This window comes from Peribacillus muralis (genome assembly GCF_001439925.1).
Taxonomy (GTDB): domain Bacteria; phylum Bacillota; class Bacilli; order Bacillales; family DSM-1321; genus Peribacillus; species Peribacillus muralis.
This window is the reverse complement of sequence record NZ_LMBV01000002.1, coordinates 23,114-44,809: the sequence shown is the minus strand read 5'-3', so window position 1 is coordinate 44,809 and position 21,696 is coordinate 23,114. Positions and strand designations below refer to the sequence as shown.

Sequence of the window (21,696 nt, the reverse complement as noted above, 5' to 3'; positions counted from 1 at the left end):
GAATTTCGTGCTTTTATTCGTGAATTTGGAGCATTTATTCGTGAGTTTTGTGCTTTTATTCGTGAATTTCTTGCTTTTATTCGTGAATTTGGCGCATTTACTCGCCAATTTAGGCTTGCTACCAATTTGAGGAGGTTGCTCATGTTTTTGTACCGTTTCTGACAATCTGAATTGTTTTCCATGTTCGTTTTCACACAGAGTGGAGTGGAACGGAGGGGGCAAGACTACTGCTTAGAAATGCGTGTCTACATGAGGGACCGCGTGCAGTGAAAAGGAACAATCACTGCAAGATCATCAAAACCTAAAAAAACTGCAGTCAAACTCCATTATTCATCGAGTTTGACTACAGTCTGACACAGCCTTAGAGCTGTTTTTTTTGTTTATTAAAGTTTTTTGCTGCGCTTTAAAGACATCCCAACAAAGTCACGGAATAGTGGCTGTGGACGGTTAGGGCGTGATGTGAACTCCGGATGGAATTGAGAAGCCACAAACCAAGGATGATCCTTCAATTCAACGATCTCCACTAGACGGCCATCAGGGCTTGTTCCAGAGAAGATGAATCCAGCCTCTTCCATCGCTTGGCGGTAATGATTATTGAATTCATAACGGTGGCGGTGACGTTCATACACAACCTCATCATTATATGCTTCGAATGCTTTAGTTCCTTCGATAAGCTTACAAGGATAAAGGCCAAGACGCAGTGTTCCACCCAAATCTTCTACATCCTTTTGCTCAGGAAGAAGATCGATGATTGGATCTGGAGTATCCGCTTGAATTTCAGCAGAATGGGCTTCAGGTAATCCCAATACGTTACGTGCATATTCAATGGATGCCAACTGCATGCCTAGACAGATTCCGAAGAATGGTGTCTTTGTCGTACGGGCAAATTCAGTCGCTATGATTTTCCCTTCAATACCACGATCTCCAAAACCACCAGGAACAAGGATTCCGTCTGCACCTTGAAGAAGTTCGGCAACATTTTCTTTCGTTACGTCTTCCGAATTGACCCAGTCGATTTCAACATCGGCGTCAAATGCATAACCTGCGTGCTTGAGTGCTTCCACTACAGAAAGGTAAGCATCCTGCAGTTCCACATATTTTCCGACAAGAGCAATTTTCGTTTTCTTCGATAAAGAAGTAACCTTTTTGACAAGTTCCTTCCAATCTTCCATATCCGCTTCGCCACAGTCAAGTTTCAAGTGATCACAAACGATTTGGTCCATATTTTGTGCTTGAAGCGCAAGAGGGATAGAGTATAGTGTATCCGCATCAAGACATTCGATGACTGAATTTTTATCGATATCACAGAATAAGGCAATTTTATCCTTCATATCTTGTGAGATCGGGCTTTCTGTACGAGCAACGATGATATTCGGCTGAATGCCAAGACTGCGTAATTCCTTCACGCTATGCTGAGTCGGTTTCGTTTTCATTTCACCAGCCGCTTTAATATAAGGAACAAGTGTACAGTGGATATACATAACATTATTAATTCCGATATCACTTTTAATTTGGCGAATCGCTTCAAGGAACGGAAGGGATTCTATGTCCCCTACAGTACCGCCAATTTCCGTAATGACGATATCGGCATTGGTTTCATTGCCTGAACGGAAAACCCGCTCCTTAATTTCATTCGTGATGTGGGGGATAACTTGAACCGTTCCACCCAAATAGTCGCCGCGGCGTTCTTTTCTAAGGACGGTCGAATAGATTTTACCTGTAGTCACATTGCTGTGTTTACCAAGGTTAATATCAATGAACCGCTCATAGTGCCCAAGATCCAAATCCGTCTCGGCGCCATCATCCGTTACAAACACTTCACCATGTTGATATGGACTCATCGTACCTGGATCCAAGTTGATATACGGGTCAAACTTTTGGATCGTAACATTCAATCCCCTATTTTTCAAAAGCCTACCTAAAGAAGCGGCCGTTATCCCTTTTCCTAAGGAAGAAACTACTCCACCTGTCACAAAAATATATTTTGTCATCTCATATCCTCCTAATAGAATGTTTTCTTCCAATCCTGTTACTTGATATACAGGTAAACAAGATCTTGCATCAATACGCCGCCATACACGCGGTAAATAAGTCCAAAGACGTAAAGGTCTTTAGTGAGAGTCATGCTCTTTAAGCATGAACAAGGTTAAACTTCCGCAAATGACAGTAAAACATAAATAGGTTCTCTTTAGTTTTTACAATTCTAAGAGAAATCATTTTTAAAAATAAAAAAATGATGTCATTTACTCATTCCATCATTAAAAACAAAAACGCTCCTCTTACATTGAAAGTAAGGGAGCGATATAATTTAATCATTGTGTCCTTTTTTAAGGAGCCCAAAAATGATTCTACAAATTTCGCCTCAAAAAGTCAAGGGCGATTATTATTTTTCTTTCTCTTCATCTTCATCCAGTTCTTCTTCTTCATCTTCGTCTTCATCATCTTCAAGGACAAATGCTTCGTCTTCAATAATTTCTTCTTCCAAATCGTCATCCTCTTCCACGTCATCGTCCAGAAGCACTTCATCGATAACCGGAGAACCTAGGATATCATCATCATCGTCATCCTCATCTTCATCAAGATCATCGACATCTTCATCGAAATCAAGATCTTCATCATCAAGCTCATCGAAATCATCGATAACGACAGCAGCCTTTTTCGCTTTCTTTTTCTTTTTCGGTTTAACGACATGGACGACTTCTTCTTCAATTTGGTCAACCGGGTACCATGTTTTCAATCCCCAACGGTTGTCCCCTAGTGAAGTGAAACGGCCATCAACATTTAAGTCCGTATAGAATTGGGCGATTTTTTTTGCCACTTCCGCTTTGGATAAATGATGCAATGAAGCTAATTCACTGACTAGGTCTTTGAATGGAATCGGTTCATTTCTTTCCACTAACAAATCATATGCCATCTCTATTAAGGACATTTCCAATAATTGCTCTTTTGAGTATTGTTTTAAACTCAAATTCCGCACTTCCCTTCTCTATTCAAACACTGGATTCCGTGTTTTTTCACATAAAAAAATAATCTAAAACAGTATTTCGATAAAATAACGACAATTCCTGCTAGACATATACTCCATTATAAACAATCTAAATGGGTTTATGCTAGTTCTATCTGATACTTTCACAGATTTACCTTAACGCCTATGTTTCGGAGAGTGCTTGACCATTTACTTTCTTTCTTCGATTTTTGACGATAAAAAGCCGTAAAAAAAGCAATGGGATGGCACCCCATTGATGCTAATATAGCTAAAATAAAAGAATGATGGCAAAAAAGGAAGCAAGTATGGATCCGAGCATTCAACTCAAATGGTGCTGATTCATCATTTTTGCCCCTTTTCCAAATAATTATAAGGGGAAATTCACATTTTTCCAATATTTTAACAAAAGGGACCCCTTCAATTCGGAGTCCCTTTTGCCTTCCCTACATATTTCTGCGATATTGCCCGCCTACATCATATAGCGCCCGGGTAATCTGGCCAAGGCTAGCCACTCTCACACAATTCATGAGCTCGGAGAAGATATTGTCCCCATTCATGGCCGCTGCTTTCAACCTCGTTAGCGCTTCGTCGGCGAACTCCTTATTTGTTTCCTGAAATGCTTGCAGGTTTTTGATCTGTCCTTCCTTTTCTTCCTTTGTTGCACGGGCAATTTCCATGCTGTTCACGGCATCCTCGGAAGGTGGATTAGGGTTCAAATACGTATTGACCCCAATGATCGGCAATTCCCCTGTATGCTTCTTCATTTCATAATGCATCGATTCATCCTGGATTTTGCCGCGCTGATACTGCGTCTCCATCGCGCCAAGAACGCCGCCTCGATCATTGATGCGATCGAACTCCTGAAGGACGGCCTCCTCAACCATATCCGTCAATTCCTCGACAATGAAGGCACCTTGCATTGGGTTTTCATTTTTTGAAAGCCCATGCTCTTTCGTGATGATCATTTGAATCGCCATTGCACGTCGTACCGATTCTTCGGTAGGCGTCGTGATGGCTTCATCGTAAGCATTCGTATGCAAGGAGTTACAGTTGTCCTGTAAGGCCATCAATGCCTGAAGTGTCGTCCTGATATCATTAAAATCAATTTCTTGCGCATGAAGCGAGCGACCTGAAGTCTGAATATGATATTTTAGCTTCTGGCTGCGATCATTCGCTCCATATTTATCGCGCATGACTGTCGCCCAAATCCTTCTTGCCACCCTGCCAATAACCGTATATTCCGGGTCAAGTCCATTTGAGAAGAAGAACGATAAATTCGGGGCAAAATCATCAATATTCATTCCGCGACTCAAGTAATATTCGATGTAAGTAAATCCATTCGCCAAAGTGAATGCCAGTTGTGAAATCGGATTCGCTCCCGCTTCGGCAATGTGATAACCGGATATGGATACAGAATAATAATTCCTGACTTTATGATCGATGAAATAGGCTTGGATATCGCCCATTAACCTTAAAGCAAACTCCGTAGAAAAGATGCATGTATTCTGACCTTGGTCCTCTTTCAGGATGTCCGCTTGAACTGTGCCGCGTACCGTTTGCAAAGTGAACGCCTGCACTTCTTGCGCTTCCATATCGTTAAGGGGGCGGCCAAGCTCTTCCACTTTTCGCTGAATCTGCTGATCGATTGCCGTGTTCATGAACATGGCCAAAATGATTGGTGCCGGTCCATTGATGGTCATCGATACAGATGTCGATGGGTGGCAAAGATCAAAACCTGCATATAATTTTTTCATGTCATCGAGCGTACAAATGCTAACGCCGCTTTCCCCTACCTTGCCATAAATATCCGGTCGATGATCAGGATCCTCGCCATATAATGTCACGGAATCGAAAGCCGTACTTAGCCGTTTAGCATGATCATCCTTAGATAAATAATGAAAACGGCGGTTGGTCCGGTCTGGTGAGCCCTCACCGGCAAATTGCCGTTTTGGATCTTCCCCTTCACGTTTAAACGGAAAGACTCCAGCTGTATACGGGAAAAAGCCCGGCACATTTTCACGGGATATCCATCCTAAAATCTCGCCATAATCGACATATTTAGGCAAAGAGACTCTCGGAATCATTAAACCTGATAAGCTTTTCGTTTTAAGCTTCGTAACAATTTCTTTATCCCTGATCGATGTGACAAACTGCTCCCCCTCATATTTTTCTTTTAAATCTCCCCATCCTGAGAGCGATTTTTTAGATTCGGGGGATAACTTGGAATCCGTTTCCTTTTTCAAAGCTTCTAAAGGCGCCAAGATTTCTTTGTTGTTATCCGTTTCCTTTACCGCCTCAATGGCACCTTCAAGCTGGAAAAGCCTGCGGGCGATGCGCACTTGCTCCGCCGAGCGTTTATGATACGTCCTGACCGTATCACTTATTTCCCGCAAATAATAACGGCGGTCATTTGGAATGATGACATTTTGCTTGTAAACATCCGCTTCCTTCGAAAAGGATGTGCTCCATTCCGTCCCTGCTTTTTCATGAAGTTTTTCAATCAGGGCAGCGAATACTGCATTCGTGCCCGGGTCATTGAATTGGGAGGCGATCGTGCCATAAACCGGCATTTCCGATGGATCTTGTTCAAAAAGCATCCGGCTTCTCTGATATTGTTTTTGAACTTGGTTCTTTGCATCCTCAGAGCCTTTGCGCTCATATTTGTTAATGACGATCAAGTCTGCGTAATCGATCATATCGATTTTTTCAAGCTGGGAGGGTGCACCGAATTCACTTGTCATCACATACATGGAAACATCACAAATCTCGGCAACCTCTGCATCACCCTGGCCAATCCCGCTCGTTTCAACGATGATTAAATCGAAGCCGGCTGCCTTCACGACTGATATGGCATCTTTGATCGCCAAGGACAACTCACTTTTTGAATGGCGCGTGGCCAGGCTCCGCATATATACACGCTCTGAAAAAATCGCGTTCATCCTGATCCTGTCGCCCAGCAAGGCACCACCTGTCTTTTGTTTTGTCGGATCGACGGATAGTATGGCCACTTTCTTATCCTTGATTTCGTTAAGGAAACGCCGGATCAATTCATCGGTCAGTGAACTTTTACCCGCGCCGCCCGTCCCTGTGATCCCAAGAACAGGAACCTTCCTTTCAGATGTCTTGATTTGCTCAAAAAGGCTTTCAACCGCTGCGGCCGATTCATCTGAAGCTTCCAGCCTTCCTTCAGCAAAAGTGATATATTGGGCAATCGCATTCGTCCCGCCTGCAATCAATTCATCGAAGCGTTCCTGCAAAGACGGTTTGACTGTGGAGAAGTCACATTCTTCCATCAATACATTTATCATCCCTTGGAGACCATATTCCCGCCCTTCATCAGGGGAGAAGATGCGGGCAATCCCATAATCATGCAGCTCCTTGATTTCCCTCGGAATGATGACACCCCCACCTCCGGCAAAAATCCGAATATGCTCGGCCCCCCTTTCCTTCAACAGGTCAAACATATATTTAAAATATTCTACATGTCCTCCTTGGTATGATGACATGGCAATGCCTTGAACATCTTCCTGGATGGCTGCATTCACGATCTCCTCAACAGAGCGATTATGTCCTAAATGAATGACCTCCGCCCCGCTCGACTGCAGAATCCTCCTCATGATGTTGATCGATGCATCATGACCATCGAATAAACTCGAAGCAGTCACGAATCTGATATGGTTTTTCGGTTTATATACAACAACTGTATCCATATAGCTCCTCCTTATTGAAACGACCTGATATCGGCACTTTTATGAAATGAGATGCTTTGGATCAATAATTGCGTCTGAACATCGATGTACTCTTGAAGCGTATACTCTTTATGCAAAGCCCACCTTCTGAAGCTCCACATCTGTCCCTGGACGAAAATGTTATGCGAAACGAGGCTGATTTGTTTTTCCGTCAGCAACAGTTCCCCGTTCTCAACACATTTCTTTATAACCTTTTCGAACATGCCCACCATTCGAATTTCTTTGTTCAGCACGTAAGGCAGGGCATCTTTCGTCAATGCCTTCACCTCTTGATACATCACCAGCACCTCGTCCTGCATGTCATCCATCACTCTATAAAAATAGGCAATCGTCATCTTCAAACTTTCAAGTGTTCCCTCACTCTGATCGATTTCTTTTTGAAGCTTTTCCTGAACTTCATCGTATATAAAGTCACAAACGAGATATAATATATCTTCCTTGGTTCGGATATACTCGTATAACGTACCAATGCTAAAGCCCGCCGCTTTGGCAATTTCCCTGGTGGTCGTCCGATGAAATCCCTTTTCCTTAAAAAGATTCACCGCCCCCTTAATCATTTGGGTTCGCCTTTTTTCAACCAGCCGCTCATCCTTTACCGACGCAACAACTTCTCTTTTTTCCATTTTCAAACCCCTTTTAGAAAGCGCATCATTTACTCAATAAAGACATTTCCCAAAAGTTGAAAAGGGCATTCCGCCAAGACGGTGCCTCAAGCGGAAAACCTCATTTTCAACCTTATTTCGTAACCATCCTTGAAATGACCAGCTTTTGAATTTCCTGTGTACCTTCGTAAATCTGGGTTATTTTCGCATCGCGCATATACCGTTCTACAGGATAATCCTTTGTATATCCATAACCCCCAAAAACCTGTACGGCTTCCGTCGTTACTTTCATTGCTGTATCACCAGCGAAAAGCTTCGACATGGCCGACTCTTTTCCATACGGAAGACCAACCGATTCCAGCCAGGCCGCCTGATAGGTTAGTAGTCTTGACGCTTCAACCCCGGTCGCCATATCCGCCAGTTTAAAACCGATTCCTTGCTGTGCAGAAATGGGCTTGCCGAACTGGACGCGCTCTTTTGCATAATTGACCGCGGCATCCAATGCACCCTGGGCAATGCCTACAGCTTGGGCCGCTATTCCGTTACGGCCGCCATCCAGCGTCATCATCGCGATTTTAAAGCCCTCCCCTTCCTTGCCAAGCAGGTTTGCCTTTGGCACCCGGCATTCATCAAAGATGATTTCCGTTGTCGGGGATGAACGGATTCCGAGCTTCTTCTCTTTTTTACCAACACTGAAGCCCGGGAAGTCACTTTCAATGATGAAGGCACTCGTTCCTTTTTGCTTCGATTCGGGATCTGTCAAAGCAAAGACCACGTAGGTATCCGCAATCCCGCCGTTCGTTATGAAAATTTTCGACCCGCTAATGATATATTCATCACCAACAAGCTTGGCAGTCGTTCTCATACCGCCTGCATCGGAGCCCGAGCTAGGCTCAGTCAGGCCATATGCGCCGATTTTTTCACCCTGTGCCATCGGTCGAAGGTATTTTTGCTTTTGCTCCTCAGATCCGAATTTATAGATTGGCCAGCCTGCAAGAGATGTATGGGCTGATAGCGTAACCCCAGTAGACGCACAAACACGGGAAAGTTCTTCGATCGCAATGCAATACGCCAAGTAATCGCTTCCAATTCCACCGTATTCCTCTGGCCACGGAATTCCCGTCAAACCGAGTTCGGCCATTTTATCGAAAATCTCGCGGTCGAATCGTTCTTCTTCATCCCGCTCGGCAGCTGTCGGTGCCACTTCATTCTGGGCAAAATCGCGAACCATTTTTCTGATCATTTCATGTTCTTCCGTTAATTTAAACTGCATGTGATCTTCTCCTGTCTTTTTCGATGTATTTAGAGATTCTTATTGATGACCATCCTTTGTATTTCACTGGTGCCTTCATAAATTTCCGTTACCTTTGCGTCCCTGAAATAGCGTTCGACCGGATATTCCGTCGTGTATCCATAGCCTCCGAATACTTGGACTGCTTCTATCGCCACCTCGACAGCCGTCCTCGAAGCGAATAGCTTAGCCATCGCTGCCTCCTTACCGCATTTCAATCCCTCTGAGCGTAAAAACGCCGCCTGATAGACAAGTAACCTTGAAGCTTCTATGCCTGTTGCCATGTCCGCCAGCTTGAAGCCAATTCCCTGCTGCGAGGATATCGGTTTGTTAAACTGCACTCTGTCCTTTGCATATTGGACGGCATGTTCCATGGCACCTTCAGCAATTCCGAGCGCTTGGGACGCGATTCCTATCCTCCCGGCATCCAGGTTGGCCATCGCGATCTTGAAGCCTTCACCTTCTTTGCCTAGCAGATTGCACTCAGGCACTTTCAGATTTTCGAAGGTTACCTGTACGGTGCTCGAGCCATGAAGTCCCATTTTACGTTCTTCTTTACCGATGATTAATCCCGGGGTCCCCTTTTCTACAATGAAAGCAGAGATTCCCTTGCTGCCCGCCTGTGGGTCCGTGGAGGCAAATACAATAAACACATCCGCTTCCCCGCCATTTGTAATGAATACTTTAGAGCCATTCAATCGATATAGATTGCCTTCCTTTACAGCCTTGGATTTCAAGCTCGCAGCATCGGATCCGGAGCTTTGCTCGGTTAAGCAAAAGGCGCCTAAATATCGTCCTGCGGCTAACTTAGGCACATACTTTCGCTTCTGCTCCTCGTTTCCAAAATAAACGATTGGATTTGTTCCAACAGAAGTATGAACAGATAGTATGACACCGAGGGTGGGACTTACTTTGGAAATCTCGTTGATGGCGATGATATACGACATGAAGTCCATTCCAGCACCACCGTATTGTTCCGGGATGGGAATCCCCATCAAGCCAAGCTCTCCCATTTTATGCAGGATCGCTCTTGGAAACATGCCTTTTTCCATCGCTTCGATATGAGGGGCAATTTCATTCTCCGCAAAATCACGTACCATCTTCCGCATCATTTCCTGTTCTTCTGTAAACTTGAAATCCATTCCTTCATTCCTCCCTAGCTGCAGATGCTTTCAATGTTTAGGTATATTCGTAAAAGCCACGTCCTGATTTCTTGCCTAGCCACCCGGCTTTTACATATTTTCTTAACAGCGGACACGGACGGTATTTATCGTCGCCCATCCCTTGGTGAAGGGTTTCCATAATGTATAAGCATGTGTCGAGTCCAATGAAATCAGCGAGCGTAAGCGGCCCCATCGGATGGTTCATCCCAAGCTTCATCACATCATCGATCGCTTCTTTAGTCGCAACGCCCTCATATAGCGTATAAATCGCCTCATTGATCATCGGCATCAGAATCCGGTTCGCTACAAATCCAGGAAAATCATTCACTTCCACCGGTATCTTGTTCAAGGTTTCGGCCATCTTTTCGACTTCTTTGTAAACTTCATCCGCTGTGGCAAGGCCACGGATGATCTCGACCAGCTTCATGACGGGAACCGGATTCATGAAGTGCATGCCAATTACCATTTCCGGCCTTTTCGTGCTTGCGGCTATTTCGGTAATCGGAAGCGAAGATGTATTGGTTGCAAGGATGGCATGGTGTGGCGCGATTTGGTCCAACTCGGCAAATAGCTTCGTTTTTATTTCCATATTCTCCACCGCTGCTTCAATAACCAAATCCACCTCGGCTGCATTGTGCAAATCAGTCGACGACGTTAACCGGGAAAGGGCTGCATCTTTATCCTCAGACTTCATTTTCCCTTTCTCAACCTGCCGCGAAAGATTCTTGGAAATTGTCCGTAAGCCTTTTTCTACATATTCGTCTTTTAAATCGTGTAAAAGAACTTCATAACCGCTCATTGCACAGACCTGGGCAATGCCAGATCCCATCTGTCCCGCACCGATGACCATCACTTTTTGAATGCCCATGAAAATCCCCCTCATTTATCTATGAATCTATTATCCTTGCTTTGGCACTTCAATTAAAATGGCATCTCCCTGGCCGCCGCCACTACAGATCGCTGCGATGCCCAATCCACCTCCGCGGCGTTTCAGTTCATGCATGAGCGTGATGATGATGCGGGCTCCGCTTGCCCCGATCGGGTGTCCCAAGGCAACTGCACCGCCATTGACATTCACTTTTTCCGGCTTGATGTTGGCAATCTTGCCGCTGGCCAATGCCACCGCTGCAAATGCTTCATTCACTTCGAATAAATCAATCTCTTCTACCGATTTGCCTGACTTCTTCAGGATTTCATTTATGACCAAACCGGGCGTTTTCGGGAAGTCCTTCGCTTCCACGGCAACTTCAGCATGAGCTAAAATATAGGCAAGCGGTGTTTTCCCTTCTTTCTCGGCACGTTCCTCACTCATCAATACGAGAGCACCGGCCCCATCATTGACTCCTGGTGCATTTCCTGCCGTTATCGTTCCCTCGTTATTAAAAGCCGGGCCTAATTTGGCCAGCTTCGCCGCAGATGTATCTTTTCTTGGTCCTTCATCATGCTGAATTGTAATCGGGTCCCCTTTTCTGACCGGAACCTGTACGGCAACGATTTCTTCCGCAAGTATGCCTGCATCGATTGCTTTAAGCGCTTTTTGATGGCTTTCGTAAGCCCAGCTATCTTGTTCCTCGCGAGTAAGTTCAAGATCCTCGGCCGTACTGTTCCCGTAAGTGCCCATATGTACCCCTGTGAAACTGCAGCTAAGTCCATCGGATATCATCGTATCCTTCATCTGGGCATCGCCCATCCTTAGGCCCCACCGTGCCTTCGGAAGAATATAAGGTGCATTGCTCATCGACTCCATTCCGCCAGCAACAATGATTTCCTCCTCACCTAAACGAATGATCTGATCGGCCAATGTAACGCTGCGAAGTCCTGATGCGCACACTTTATTGATCGTTTCCGTTTTCACTTCCCAAGGAATTCCGGCATGTCGGGCTGCCTGACGTGAAGGGATTTGCCCTTGGCCTGCCTGAAGCACATTCCCCATGATGACCTCATCCACCTGGCCGCCCTCGATTCCCGCCCGTTCAAGAGCTTCCTTGATAGCCATTCCACCAAGCTGTGATGCCGTAAAACTGCTAAGACCGCCGCCAAATTTCCCAAAAGGTGTTCTCACACCACTGATTATCACTGTTTTTCCCATCATCATTTCCTCCTTTAAGGTATATTGATTGAACGCTCGCTCAATATGGGGCCGAACGTTTTGTAAGCGCTTAATATTATCTTACATAATTTTGACAATAATTAAAATATTTAAATATAAAAATTGCCTGCTTCCCTTAAGCTCAGCGTATAAGAAGCAGGCAATTTCATTATAAATTAAGATGCCATCGTTTTATTTTCACCAATGACCGCTTTTTCGAGAAGTTCAGCTACATCGTACGTTTTAACGTTTTCCTCGACTTCTTTTGCTTTCGTCCCATCAGATAGCATCGTCAGGCAATAAGGACATCCCGAACTAATGACTGTTGGGCTGACGGCAAGTGCTTGTTCGGTACGCGCCACGTTAATGCGGTTTCCTGTTTCCTCTTCCATCCACATCAAACCGCCTCCGGCACCACAGCACATGCCCTTTTCACGGTTGCGCTCCATCTCAACCAGTTTCACGCCAGCAATCGATTGCAAGATTTCACGCGGCGGGCTATATACCTCATTGTACCTTCCCAAGTAGCAGGAATCATGGAATGTAATCGTTTCATTAACCGGATACTGAGGCACCAGCCGGCCTTCGCTAACAAGCTTTGCCAGAAGTTCAGTATGGTGGTAAACTTCAGCTTCCAAGCCAAAATCAGGATATTCATTTTTAAAGATATTATATGCATGCGGATCGATCGTTACGATTTTCTTGATTTCATTCTTCTGGAACTCTTCGATGTTTTTCATTGCAAGCTCCTGAAAAACAAACTCATTCCCCAATCGACGAGGAGTATCTCCTGAGTTTTTCTCTTTATTTCCCAGAATTGCGAATTTGACGCCGGCTTCATTCATTAACTTGGCAAAGGAAAGGGCGATCTTCTGGCTTCTGTTATCGTAAGATCCCATTGATCCTACCCAGAATAAATATTCGAATTCTTCGTCTGCCTTTTGTAATTCCTTCACGGTAGGAACGCTGACATCCTCCCTCACGTTTCTCCAATCTTCCCTCTCTTTACGGTTCAGCCCCCAAGGGTTACCTTGTCGCTCGATATTGGTCATTGCCCGTTGAGCATCAGCATCAAGCCTGCCTTCAGTCAACACTAGGTAGCGTCGCATATCAATGATCTTGTCGACATGTTCATTCATTACCGGGCATTGATCTTCACAATTACGGCAAGTGGTGCATGCCCATAGTTCTTCTTCCGTAATGACCTCGCCAATCAGGCTCGGGCTGTAGCTTTCAGTTGCTGCAGCCGATTCCTGTCCTCCCTGCCCACCACTGGCCAGAGCGATCTTATTTCCATTCGTATTGCCGAACACAAAGGAGGGTACCCATGGCTGCTTCGTTGTAACGGCAGCTCCCGTATTGGTTAAGTGGTCACGCATCTTGATGATGATATCCATCGGTGACAGCATTTTACCGGTCCCGGTTGCCGGACACATATTCGTACAGCGCCCGCATTCCACACAGGCATAAAGGTCGACCATTTGGTACTGCGTCAAGTCCTCGATATACTTGGCACCATAATATTGGTTCCCTTCTTTGTCCAGGATCTCTTCTTCCAAATCAACGGGCTTCAATTTACCCGGATTGTCCAGGCGATGCAAGAATACATTGATCGGACCGGCAATCAAGTGAGCATGCTTCGATTGCGGGATGTAAACAAGGAACGATAAGATAATCAAAAGGTGCATCCACCAAGCTACATAAAACACGGCGGTCGCCGCGGCTGTTCCCATCCAGCCGAAGAGGAAGGCTATGCTTGATGCGACTGGCTCTGACCAGGTTGCAGCATGTTCATGCCAAATCATCCCCATTCCATTCCCAAGCAGCACGGTAATCATGATGCCGGTAATGAAAATAACAACCAATCCCGCTTTGAAATCCCTTTTCAAGCGGACAAGCTTTTCGACATAACGGCGGTAACCAGCCCAAAGGATTGCTACAAGAACAGTCAGCGTCACGATTTCCTGGAAAAAGGTAAAGGCAGGATAAAGAGGTCCTAACGGCAAATGCCATCCTGGCTTTAAACCTTTTATAAAAAAGTCGAGTGCACCAAATTGCACTAAGATGAAACCATAAAATAACATCGCATGGATGATTCCGCTCTTTTTATCTTTAAAGAGCTTCTTCTGTCCAAACACATAAACCCCTATATTCACTAGACGATCTTTCACACGGTTGTCGAATTCCACTTTTTTGCCAAGTTTTATATATGCTAAACGAGTTTTTATCAAATAGATAAATAAACCGGCGGCGTAAGCGGTTACAAGTAGAAACGCAATCAAGTTGATCCACAGTAAGCCATTCATTTCCATGCAGTCCTTCCCCCTCTTAAGTAAAATTGTAAAATGCCAGGTAGCTCTTTTAATAAAATAGAAAATTTGGCATTTTTCTGAAATTTGATTATCTCCATTATATAATGAATGAGCATTCAGTCAACTTTTTTCTTTATAAAAATATGTGATTTCCAACACCTTTTTAAATAGTTCGACAATTCTTCATGTTTTACCTTCTATATCGTAAAAATACTGTCCCCTTCTCTCCATTCTATGGTTACTTACAGGTAATTTGAGTCAAACTAAACTGAAATCATATAGGGGGGATTTTTTTGAAGATAATCACGACGCTTGCTTCCATTTTTTTATTGATCTTCACTTGGTGCTTAATTGATTTTAAGCTGGGGCATAAGCGTTATATGAAGCAGGCAACCAACGTGAAATATCCGCCTCGAAACAGCGACATGACCGTGTTCACCTCAGGTAAAATCCTGTTTGACGATTTAATGGAAGAAATCAATCAAGCACAGGATTCTGTCCATATCCTTTTTTATATTGTAAAAAACGATCAATTCAGCAGGGACTTTTTGAAGCTGCTGCAAACGAAAGCGGAAACGGGTGTGGAGGTACGCCTTTTAGTCGATTGGGTTGGAGGAAAAAAAATATCCCGAACAGCCATTGGGCAGCTAAAGGAAAGCGGCGTTCATTTTTCTTTCAGCTATAAACCGAAACTCCCCTTCCTTTTCTATACGATCCAAAAAAGGAATCATCGAAAAATCACGGTGATTGATGGGAAAATTGGCTATCTTGGCGGCTTTAATATCGGCAAGGAATATATAAATCAAGGAGACAAATTGAATCCTTGGCGAGATTACCATTTGAAGATGACCGGTGAAGGAGTAAAGGACCTGCAGGAAGTCTTCCTCTTGGACTGGCAGCACGATACAGACGAGGATCTTAGGGGGACGCCTGCATATTTTCCTACCCTGACGCCAGGGACTCAGATGCATCAGGTTGTTCTCACGAATGGAAGTGATCTTGAACAGACATTGGTAGGCATGATTCAGCAAGCTAAAGAAAAAATCATCATCGGGACGCCATACTTCATTCCAAGCAATCCCCTGTTCCGCGAGTTAAGGGAAGCTCTTTCCAGGAATGTTTCCGTAACGGTGATCGTTCCCGAAAATTCGGATCATCCACTTGTGAAAGAGGCTTCATTTCCCTATTTCCGGGTATTGATAAAAGAAGGAGCTGCCATCATGCAATTTCAGAAAGGGTTCTACCATTCTAAAGTGATACTGATTGATGATACAATTTGTGATATCGGTACGGCAAACTTCGATAAACGCAGTTGTTTTTTAAATGGGGAAATCAATTGTTTGATTTATGATCGGGCATTTATTGAGGATGCAGAAAAGGAATTAGCGGTGGACGTTGCTGAATCGAAGCTGCTGAACGGGGATAAGCTTTCTTCCATGAACGCTGTTCGTACAGCGAAAGAATCGCTGGCTTCCATCCTTTCTCCTTTTCTATAACATCGATTAAGGAGAAAATACAAATGAAAATAAGATTCGGCTTTGTATCCAACGCGACCTGTTTATGGGAGGCCTCCCCAGCGAAGACACTTACTTACAAGCGATATAGCGAATTGGGACAGGAAGTGGGGATGGATCGGCTTTTGACTGTGACGAGGCAGAACATTGAAAATACCTTAAGGGTGCTTCAATACAACACGGCCCACCAAATAGAAATCTATCGGATGTCCAGTTCCATCGTTCCTTTATCTACGCATCCAGACGTGGAATGGGATTTCGTCACTCCATTCAAAAAGGAATGGAAGCAGCTTGGCGAATGGGTTACCGCACATAAAATGCGGGTGAGCTTTCATCCCAACCAGTTTACGCTGTTTACCAGCCCCAAACCTGGGATTACACAAAATGCCGTAAAAGATATGGAGTTCCACTATAACATGTTTGATGCAATGGGGATTGCGGACTCTTCTTTCATCAATATCCATGTCGGCGGGGCCTATGGTGATAAAGAGTCAGCTTTAGTAAGGGTCCATGACAACCTAAAGCTACTCCCGGAGCACGTCAAGGCAAGAATGACTTTTGAGAATGACGATAAAACCTATACAACATCAGAAACCCTCCGTGTATGTAAACGGGAAGGCATTCCACTTGTCTTCGATTACCACCACCATCTTGCCAACCTCTCAGATGAGCCTCTTAACGAGCTGCTCACCGAGGTCATCACTACATGGAGCCATGCAGGAGCGGTTCCAAAGATCCATATTTCTTCCCCCAAATCACCCGGTGCATTTCGCTCGCATGCTGATTATATCGATTTGGAATTCATCATGCCCCTATTCAAAGCACTTAGGGACATTGGACAGGACGTCGATTTCATGATTGAAGCCAAGATGAAGGATCGGGCGATGCTGCAGCTGATTGAAGATATATCCAAGGTCCGTGGAGTAAAAAGGGTGAGCGGTGGTTCCATTCAATGCTGATAGGCTGAAAAAAAAAGCGACTGTTTCTTTAGAAACAGTCGCTTTAGCCGATTACATTTTTTCCGGGGCAGAAACGCCGATTATTTCCAAAGCGTTCCTTAAAGTGATTTGGACGGATTTAACCAGTCCAAGGCGTGCCTGACTTCTTTCCATCTTCTCCACATCCAGAACCTTATCTGCATTGTAGAAGCTATGGAATGTAGAAGCTAGGTCGTAAATATAGTTCGTCATGCGGTGAGGCATCCGTTTTTCGGCTGCTTCGGCAATCGCCTGCGGGAACTCGCCTAATTTCTTCAACAGCTCGACTTCTTTTTCAGTGGAAAGGGCAGAGAAATCAGTGATTCCTTCAAAGCTGACCCCTTGCTCCACACCTTGGCGCAAAATACTCGATATCCTGGCATGTGCATACTGTGCATAGTAAACCGGGTTATCATTGGATTGCGATACGGCAAGGTCCAAATCGAAGTCCATGTGCGTATCCGCGCTTCTCATCGCAAAGAAATAACGAGTCGCATCAAGGCCCACTTCATCAATAAGATCACGCATCGTGACCGCTTTGCCCGTCCGCTTGCTCATTTTCATCTTCTCGCCATCTTTGAACAGATGTACCAGCTGGATGATTTCCACCTCAAGCTGCTCGCGTTTGTAACCTAATGCTTCGATTGCCGCTTTCATACGAGGGATATAACCGTGGTGGTCAGCACCCCAGATGTTGATCAATGTTTCGAAGCCGCGCTCCAATTTATTGCGATGGTACGCAATATCCGGTGTCAAATAGGTGTATGAACCGTCTTGTTTAATGAGTACGCGGTCTTTATCATCACCCAATTCGGTTGAACGGAACCAAGTTGCCCCATCTTGCTCGTAGATATGTCCCCGTTCCCTTAAAACGTTCAGAGCTTCATCGATTTTGCCATCTTGATAAAGGGAAGTTTCGGAGTACCATACATCGAATCCGACACGGAATTTGCCCAAGTCCGTTTTCAGTTTTTCCATTTCACATTTCAAGCCGTATTCACGGAAGAAATCAAAACGCTCTTTTTCATCAGCATTTACATATTTATCGCCATATTCTTCGGCAAGCTTTTTACCAAAGCCTTTAATATCTTCACCGTGATAACCGCCCTCCGGCATTTCCTTTTCAAGACCTAGCGCTTGGAAATAGCGTGCTTCGATGGAAATGGCCAAATTATTGATTTGGTTACCAGCATCATTGATATAATATTCACGTGAAACATCATAGCCTGCTTTGGATAGGACATTGCATAACGTATCCCCTACCGCTGCACCGCGGGCATGACCAAGGTGAAGGTCGCCTGTCGGGTTTGCGGAAACGAATTCCACTTGGATTTTTTCACCTTTTCCAAAATCGCTTTCCCCATATGTTTCGTCGGCTTTCAAAATGGTAGGAATCAATTCCGTCAAATAGGAATTATTCATGTAGAAATTTATGAAGCCTGGTCCTGCAATTTCAATTTTTTCGATCGATGCTTTTGAGTTATCAAAGTTTTCGATAATTGCTTCAGCAATCATTTTTGGCGCTTTCTTTGCAATCTTCGTTAATTGCATCGCCATATTCGTCGAGTAATCTCCGTGCGTCTTATCTCTTGGCAGTTCCAAAACAACATTTGGAATCTGCTCCTCCGTTGCTAAGCCGGCCTTGATGACCGCAGCCTTAATCTCTTCTTTCAGTTTTTCCTGTACCTCATTAACTATGTTCATGTGTTATGCTTCCTCCTTGTAGGCGATCGTCATTTCATATTGACCGGGTTCGCTTCCCTGCATATGTAACGTATAATTAAGGACAAGTTTACCTTGTTTGGCCTGCTCATCCCATTGATGATCGATTTTTCTCGTGGTTGTCCGTAATCCTAACCTGCCATATATACTTTCATAATGTCCATTTGTCGCTTCCTGTAAGCGAAAGAGCTGCCTCATTTTAACGGCACCATTTCTGAGCAGGATCGTTTCATCCATTTTATGCTTAATCGTCGTTTGCGTTTGACCCACTTCATTTTCCTCTTTATATTGCAAATACAAATCGGAACCCTTGTACATTTTTGTACCAAATGTGACCACTTCATACGTTTCCGTTTCAGGGCCATGCTTGATTTTTGTCTGCAACGTCACTTTAATGGCTTGCTTATCTATATCATGAAGAGTCAACTCTACACTTCCTTCATCACGTCGTCCTTAACTTCATAAGTATAAATATTCTTCAAGCAAGTTTCAACTTGCATCGGAAAATAAAGTGCAAATCCAGAAAGGGATAGAAGGAAATAGCCTAGAAAGTGTTTTTCGGTGAAAGTTTTCTTTTGGGTTTGGAAATGCACCCTATGGAATAGACACTTTTTTTAAAACTAGGGAGAAAATTAGTAAGAATTTGACCGACAGTTCCTTTCTGCTTCATCCGAACAAACTATCTCTAATTTCCAACAGTTTTGGTATTTTCAAATTCAATCGCTTCATTGCACTGCGGGCACTCGCATTTCCCGCAGGAGTCTCGCACGGTCCGTTACATTACACTTTGGGTGAATACGAAGACGGCATCCTTATTGCCCTCAGTTTTGGAGGAATTGTACTTTGGACGTTTAGTTGCACGCCACTCTGCGTAGCAAAGCCCAAACTCGCGAGTAAATGCGCTAATTTCACGAATAAAAGCACGAAATTCACGAATAAAACTGCCAAACTCACGAATAAAGTGGCTAAATTCGCGAGTAAAGCTCCGAAATGGTGAAAGAAAGCAGTGATTATACGGGGAACCCGGGCCAAAAACGTGAGTAACGCAAGAAATACACCAGAAACGGGCCCCAAATGCGTGTGAAAAGGGTAAATTATACGGAACCCCGCTTTAAATTCAATGCAAAGCACAAACTGACGAGTAACTGTACCTTAGACCGTTTCAATTCACTGCAGGCGATCGCGCTTATCCAGAGGGCGGTCCGGGAGTCTACTCGGCTTTTGCCTGCGGGGTCGCATTTCCCCGCAGAAGTCTCGCACCCTCCGTTCCACTCTGAAAGAATACGAAAAAATTGAAGCCCTATTGCCTCAGTTTTGGAATACCTCCAACACTTTGGACAATTGGCAATCTATTTATAAACAAAAGCACCCTACAGAATAGACTTATTTCAACGTGTCCATTCTATAGGGTACTTTTATTAAAGTTCGATTCTTAGCCTTTTTGAACCCAACCTAAAATCATTTCGCGTATCAGCTTGCTCGCCGTGTTCGCTGTTTGCTCTGATGGATCATAGATTGGTGCTACTTCCACTAAATCACAGCCGACGACATTTATCTCAGACCGTGCTATCTCATGAATCGAAGCTAAAAGCTCTTTGGAAGTGATGCCTCCACAATCTACAGTGCCTGTTCCCGGCGCATGTGCAGGGTCAAGGACATCGATGTCGATCGTTACATAAACAGGACGCCCTGCCAGCTGTGGCAGTACTTCTTTCAGTGGCTCCAGAACTTCGAATTTAGAGATGTGCATACCATTTTCCTTTGCCCATTGAAACTCTTCCTTCAAACCGGAGCGAATGCCGAATGAGTATACATTCTTCGGACCGATAAGCTCTGCGGATTTACGAATGATCGATGCATGGGAAAGCGGTTCTCCCTCATAATCCTCCCGTAAATCAGTGTGGGCATCCATATGAATGATGGCCATGTCGGGATACTTTTTGTACATGGCTTTTATGACAGGCCATGTGACGAGGTGCTCCCCGCCCATACCTAATGGGAATTTACCGGCATCCAACACACCGTCGACAAATTCTTCTATCATATCGATGCTTCGCTGCGGGTTGCCGAATGGCAAGGGAATATCGCCAGCATCATAAAATTTCACTTCTTCCAATTCACGATCCAAGTACGGGCTGTACTCCTCCAGACCGATCGAAACTTCACGGATCCTGGTCGGCCCAAAGCGGGAACCCGGACGGAAGCTTACCGTCCAGTCCATTGGCATGCCGTAAAGCACGGCTTCCGACTCCTCGAAATCGGGATGGCTTTTAATGAATACATTGCCTGAATAGGCTTCATCGAATCTCATGTTCCACGCCTCCTTATTTCACTAGATCTTGAACGAATTTAGGCAGAACGAACGCTGCTTGATGAAGTTCTTTCGTATAATATTTCGTGTCGATCTCATGGAAGCGTTCTTCCGCTACTTCCAATGGATTATATTTTTTCGATCCGATCGTAAACGCCCAAAGGCCGCTCGGATACGTTGGGATGTTCGCTAAATAAAGGCTAGTGATCGGGAATATTTCTTTCACATCACGTTGTACATCACGAATTAAGTCCGCTTTAAACCAAGGATTGTCTGATTGTGCCACAAAGATCCCATCTTCTTTCAAAGCTTTGGAAATCCCGGCATAAAAACCTTTTGTGAATAAATTGACAGCAGGTCCGACAGGTTCAGTTGAGTCAACCATGATCACGTCATATTCATTTTCACTTTTGGCGATGTGCATGAAGCCATCCCCAACTTGTACGTCTACACGCGGATCTTCAAGCATGCCTGCAATCTCCGGCAAAAACTTCTTGGAGTATTCGATAACTTTTCCATCGATATCCACCAATGTAGCTTTTTTTACGCTTGGGTGCTTAAGGATTTCACGGATAACTCCTCCGTCCCCTCCGCCTACAACCAAAACGTTTTCTGGATTAGGATGAGTGAATAAAGGAACATGGGCTACCATTTCATGGTAAACGAATTCATCGCGCTGTGAAGTCATGACCATGTCATCCAACAATAGCATATTGCCCCACTCTTCCGTTTCAATCATATCAAGCTTTTGAAACTCAGTTTGCTCCGTATGTAAAGTACGATTCACTTTCATCGTAATACCAAAGTTCTCTGTTTGTTTTTCAGTAAACCAAATGCTCATTTATTAACGCTCCTTTTCCATTTCATATTGTCAGTCACCTAATAGGTTCCCCAAATTCGGTATAGTCATTAGCTAGAAAAATTATAGACGAATCTAGCAGAATTGCAAGATAAATTTCCAAAATGACTTTCTTATGTTT

General features: G+C 44.4%; 15 protein-coding genes. 2 read left to right on the top strand and 13 right to left on the bottom strand.

The window, feature by feature from the left end; genetic code table 11:
- Window positions 1–383: 383 nt before the first annotated feature.
- From ASU00_RS02585 to ASU00_RS02545, 9 genes are all read right to left on the bottom strand, one after another.
- On the bottom strand, window positions 384–1,991 hold the full coding sequence (locus ASU00_RS02585; protein ID WP_057911888.1) for a CTP synthase: 1,608 nt from the start codon (window positions 1,989–1,991) through the stop codon (window positions 384–386).
- A gap of 392 nt (window positions 1,992–2,383) precedes the next feature.
- Window positions 2,384–2,977: a DNA-directed RNA polymerase subunit delta gene (gene rpoE / locus ASU00_RS02580; RefSeq protein WP_330219508.1), complete on the bottom strand. Its 594-nt coding sequence runs from the start codon at window positions 2,975–2,977 to the stop codon at window positions 2,384–2,386.
- A 452-nt stretch (window positions 2,978–3,429) separates the two neighbouring features.
- Complete coding sequence (gene icmF / locus ASU00_RS02575) at window positions 3,430–6,696, bottom strand: fused isobutyryl-CoA mutase/GTPase IcmF (protein ID WP_057911886.1); 3,267 nt, start codon at window positions 6,694–6,696, stop codon at window positions 3,430–3,432.
- Window positions 6,697–6,707: 11 nt separating this feature from the next.
- Complete coding sequence (locus ASU00_RS02570; RefSeq protein WP_057911885.1) at window positions 6,708–7,358, bottom strand: TetR/AcrR family transcriptional regulator; 651 nt, start codon at window positions 7,356–7,358, stop codon at window positions 6,708–6,710.
- 112 nt (window positions 7,359–7,470) lie between these two features.
- Window positions 7,471–8,610 (bottom strand): acyl-CoA dehydrogenase, encoded by a 1,140-nt coding sequence (locus ASU00_RS02565; RefSeq protein ID WP_057911884.1) that lies wholly within the window; start codon window positions 8,608–8,610, stop codon window positions 7,471–7,473.
- Window positions 8,611–8,639: 29 nt separating this feature from the next.
- Window positions 8,640–9,770, bottom strand: coding sequence for an acyl-CoA dehydrogenase (locus ASU00_RS02560; RefSeq protein ID WP_057911883.1), 1,131 nt, complete (start codon window positions 9,768–9,770; stop codon window positions 8,640–8,642).
- Window positions 9,771–9,807: 37 nt separating this feature from the next.
- Entirely contained in the window at window positions 9,808–10,659 is an 852-nt protein-coding gene (locus ASU00_RS02555; RefSeq protein ID WP_057911882.1) for a 3-hydroxybutyryl-CoA dehydrogenase, read from the bottom strand.
- A 30-nt stretch (window positions 10,660–10,689) separates the two neighbouring features.
- Window positions 10,690–11,880 (bottom strand): acetyl-CoA C-acetyltransferase, encoded by a 1,191-nt coding sequence (locus ASU00_RS02550; protein WP_057911881.1) that lies wholly within the window; start codon window positions 11,878–11,880, stop codon window positions 10,690–10,692.
- Between the two features lie 176 nt (window positions 11,881–12,056).
- Window positions 12,057–14,186 (bottom strand): (Fe-S)-binding protein, encoded by a 2,130-nt coding sequence (locus ASU00_RS02545; RefSeq protein ID WP_057912238.1) that lies wholly within the window; start codon window positions 14,184–14,186, stop codon window positions 12,057–12,059.
- Window positions 14,187–14,485: 299 nt separating this feature from the next.
- On the opposite strand from ASU00_RS02545, the gene cls reads away from it, so the two are divergent.
- Together cls and uvsE are read left to right on the top strand one after the other, a co-directional pair.
- The gene (cls, locus tag ASU00_RS02540) at window positions 14,486–15,688 is read left to right on the top strand and encodes a cardiolipin synthase (protein ID WP_236712571.1); all 1,203 of its coding nucleotides are present in this window, start codon (window positions 14,486–14,488) and stop codon (window positions 15,686–15,688) included.
- A gap of 23 nt (window positions 15,689–15,711) precedes the next feature.
- The gene (gene uvsE / locus ASU00_RS02535; protein ID WP_057911879.1) at window positions 15,712–16,665 is read left to right on the top strand and encodes a UV DNA damage repair endonuclease UvsE; all 954 of its coding nucleotides are present in this window, start codon (window positions 15,712–15,714) and stop codon (window positions 16,663–16,665) included.
- A 51-nt stretch (window positions 16,666–16,716) separates the two neighbouring features.
- On the opposite strand, the gene argS is transcribed toward uvsE, so the two are convergent.
- The 4 genes from argS to speE form a co-directional block, all read right to left on the bottom strand.
- Complete coding sequence (argS, locus tag ASU00_RS02530; RefSeq protein WP_057911878.1) at window positions 16,717–18,387, bottom strand: arginine--tRNA ligase; 1,671 nt, start codon at window positions 18,385–18,387, stop codon at window positions 16,717–16,719.
- Window positions 18,388–18,390: 3 nt separating this feature from the next.
- The gene (locus tag ASU00_RS02525) at window positions 18,391–18,831 is read right to left on the bottom strand and encodes a YwiB family protein (protein WP_057911877.1); all 441 of its coding nucleotides are present in this window, start codon (window positions 18,829–18,831) and stop codon (window positions 18,391–18,393) included.
- A 1,006-nt stretch (window positions 18,832–19,837) separates the two neighbouring features.
- Window positions 19,838–20,716, bottom strand: coding sequence for an agmatinase (gene speB / locus ASU00_RS02515; RefSeq protein ID WP_057911875.1), 879 nt, complete (start codon window positions 20,714–20,716; stop codon window positions 19,838–19,840).
- A gap of 13 nt (window positions 20,717–20,729) precedes the next feature.
- Window positions 20,730–21,557 carry a spermidine synthase gene (gene speE / locus ASU00_RS02510; RefSeq protein WP_057911874.1) on the bottom strand — a complete coding sequence of 276 codons (828 nt, stop codon included), beginning with the start codon at window positions 21,555–21,557 and terminating at the stop codon, window positions 20,730–20,732.
- Window positions 21,558–21,696 lie beyond the last annotated feature (139 nt).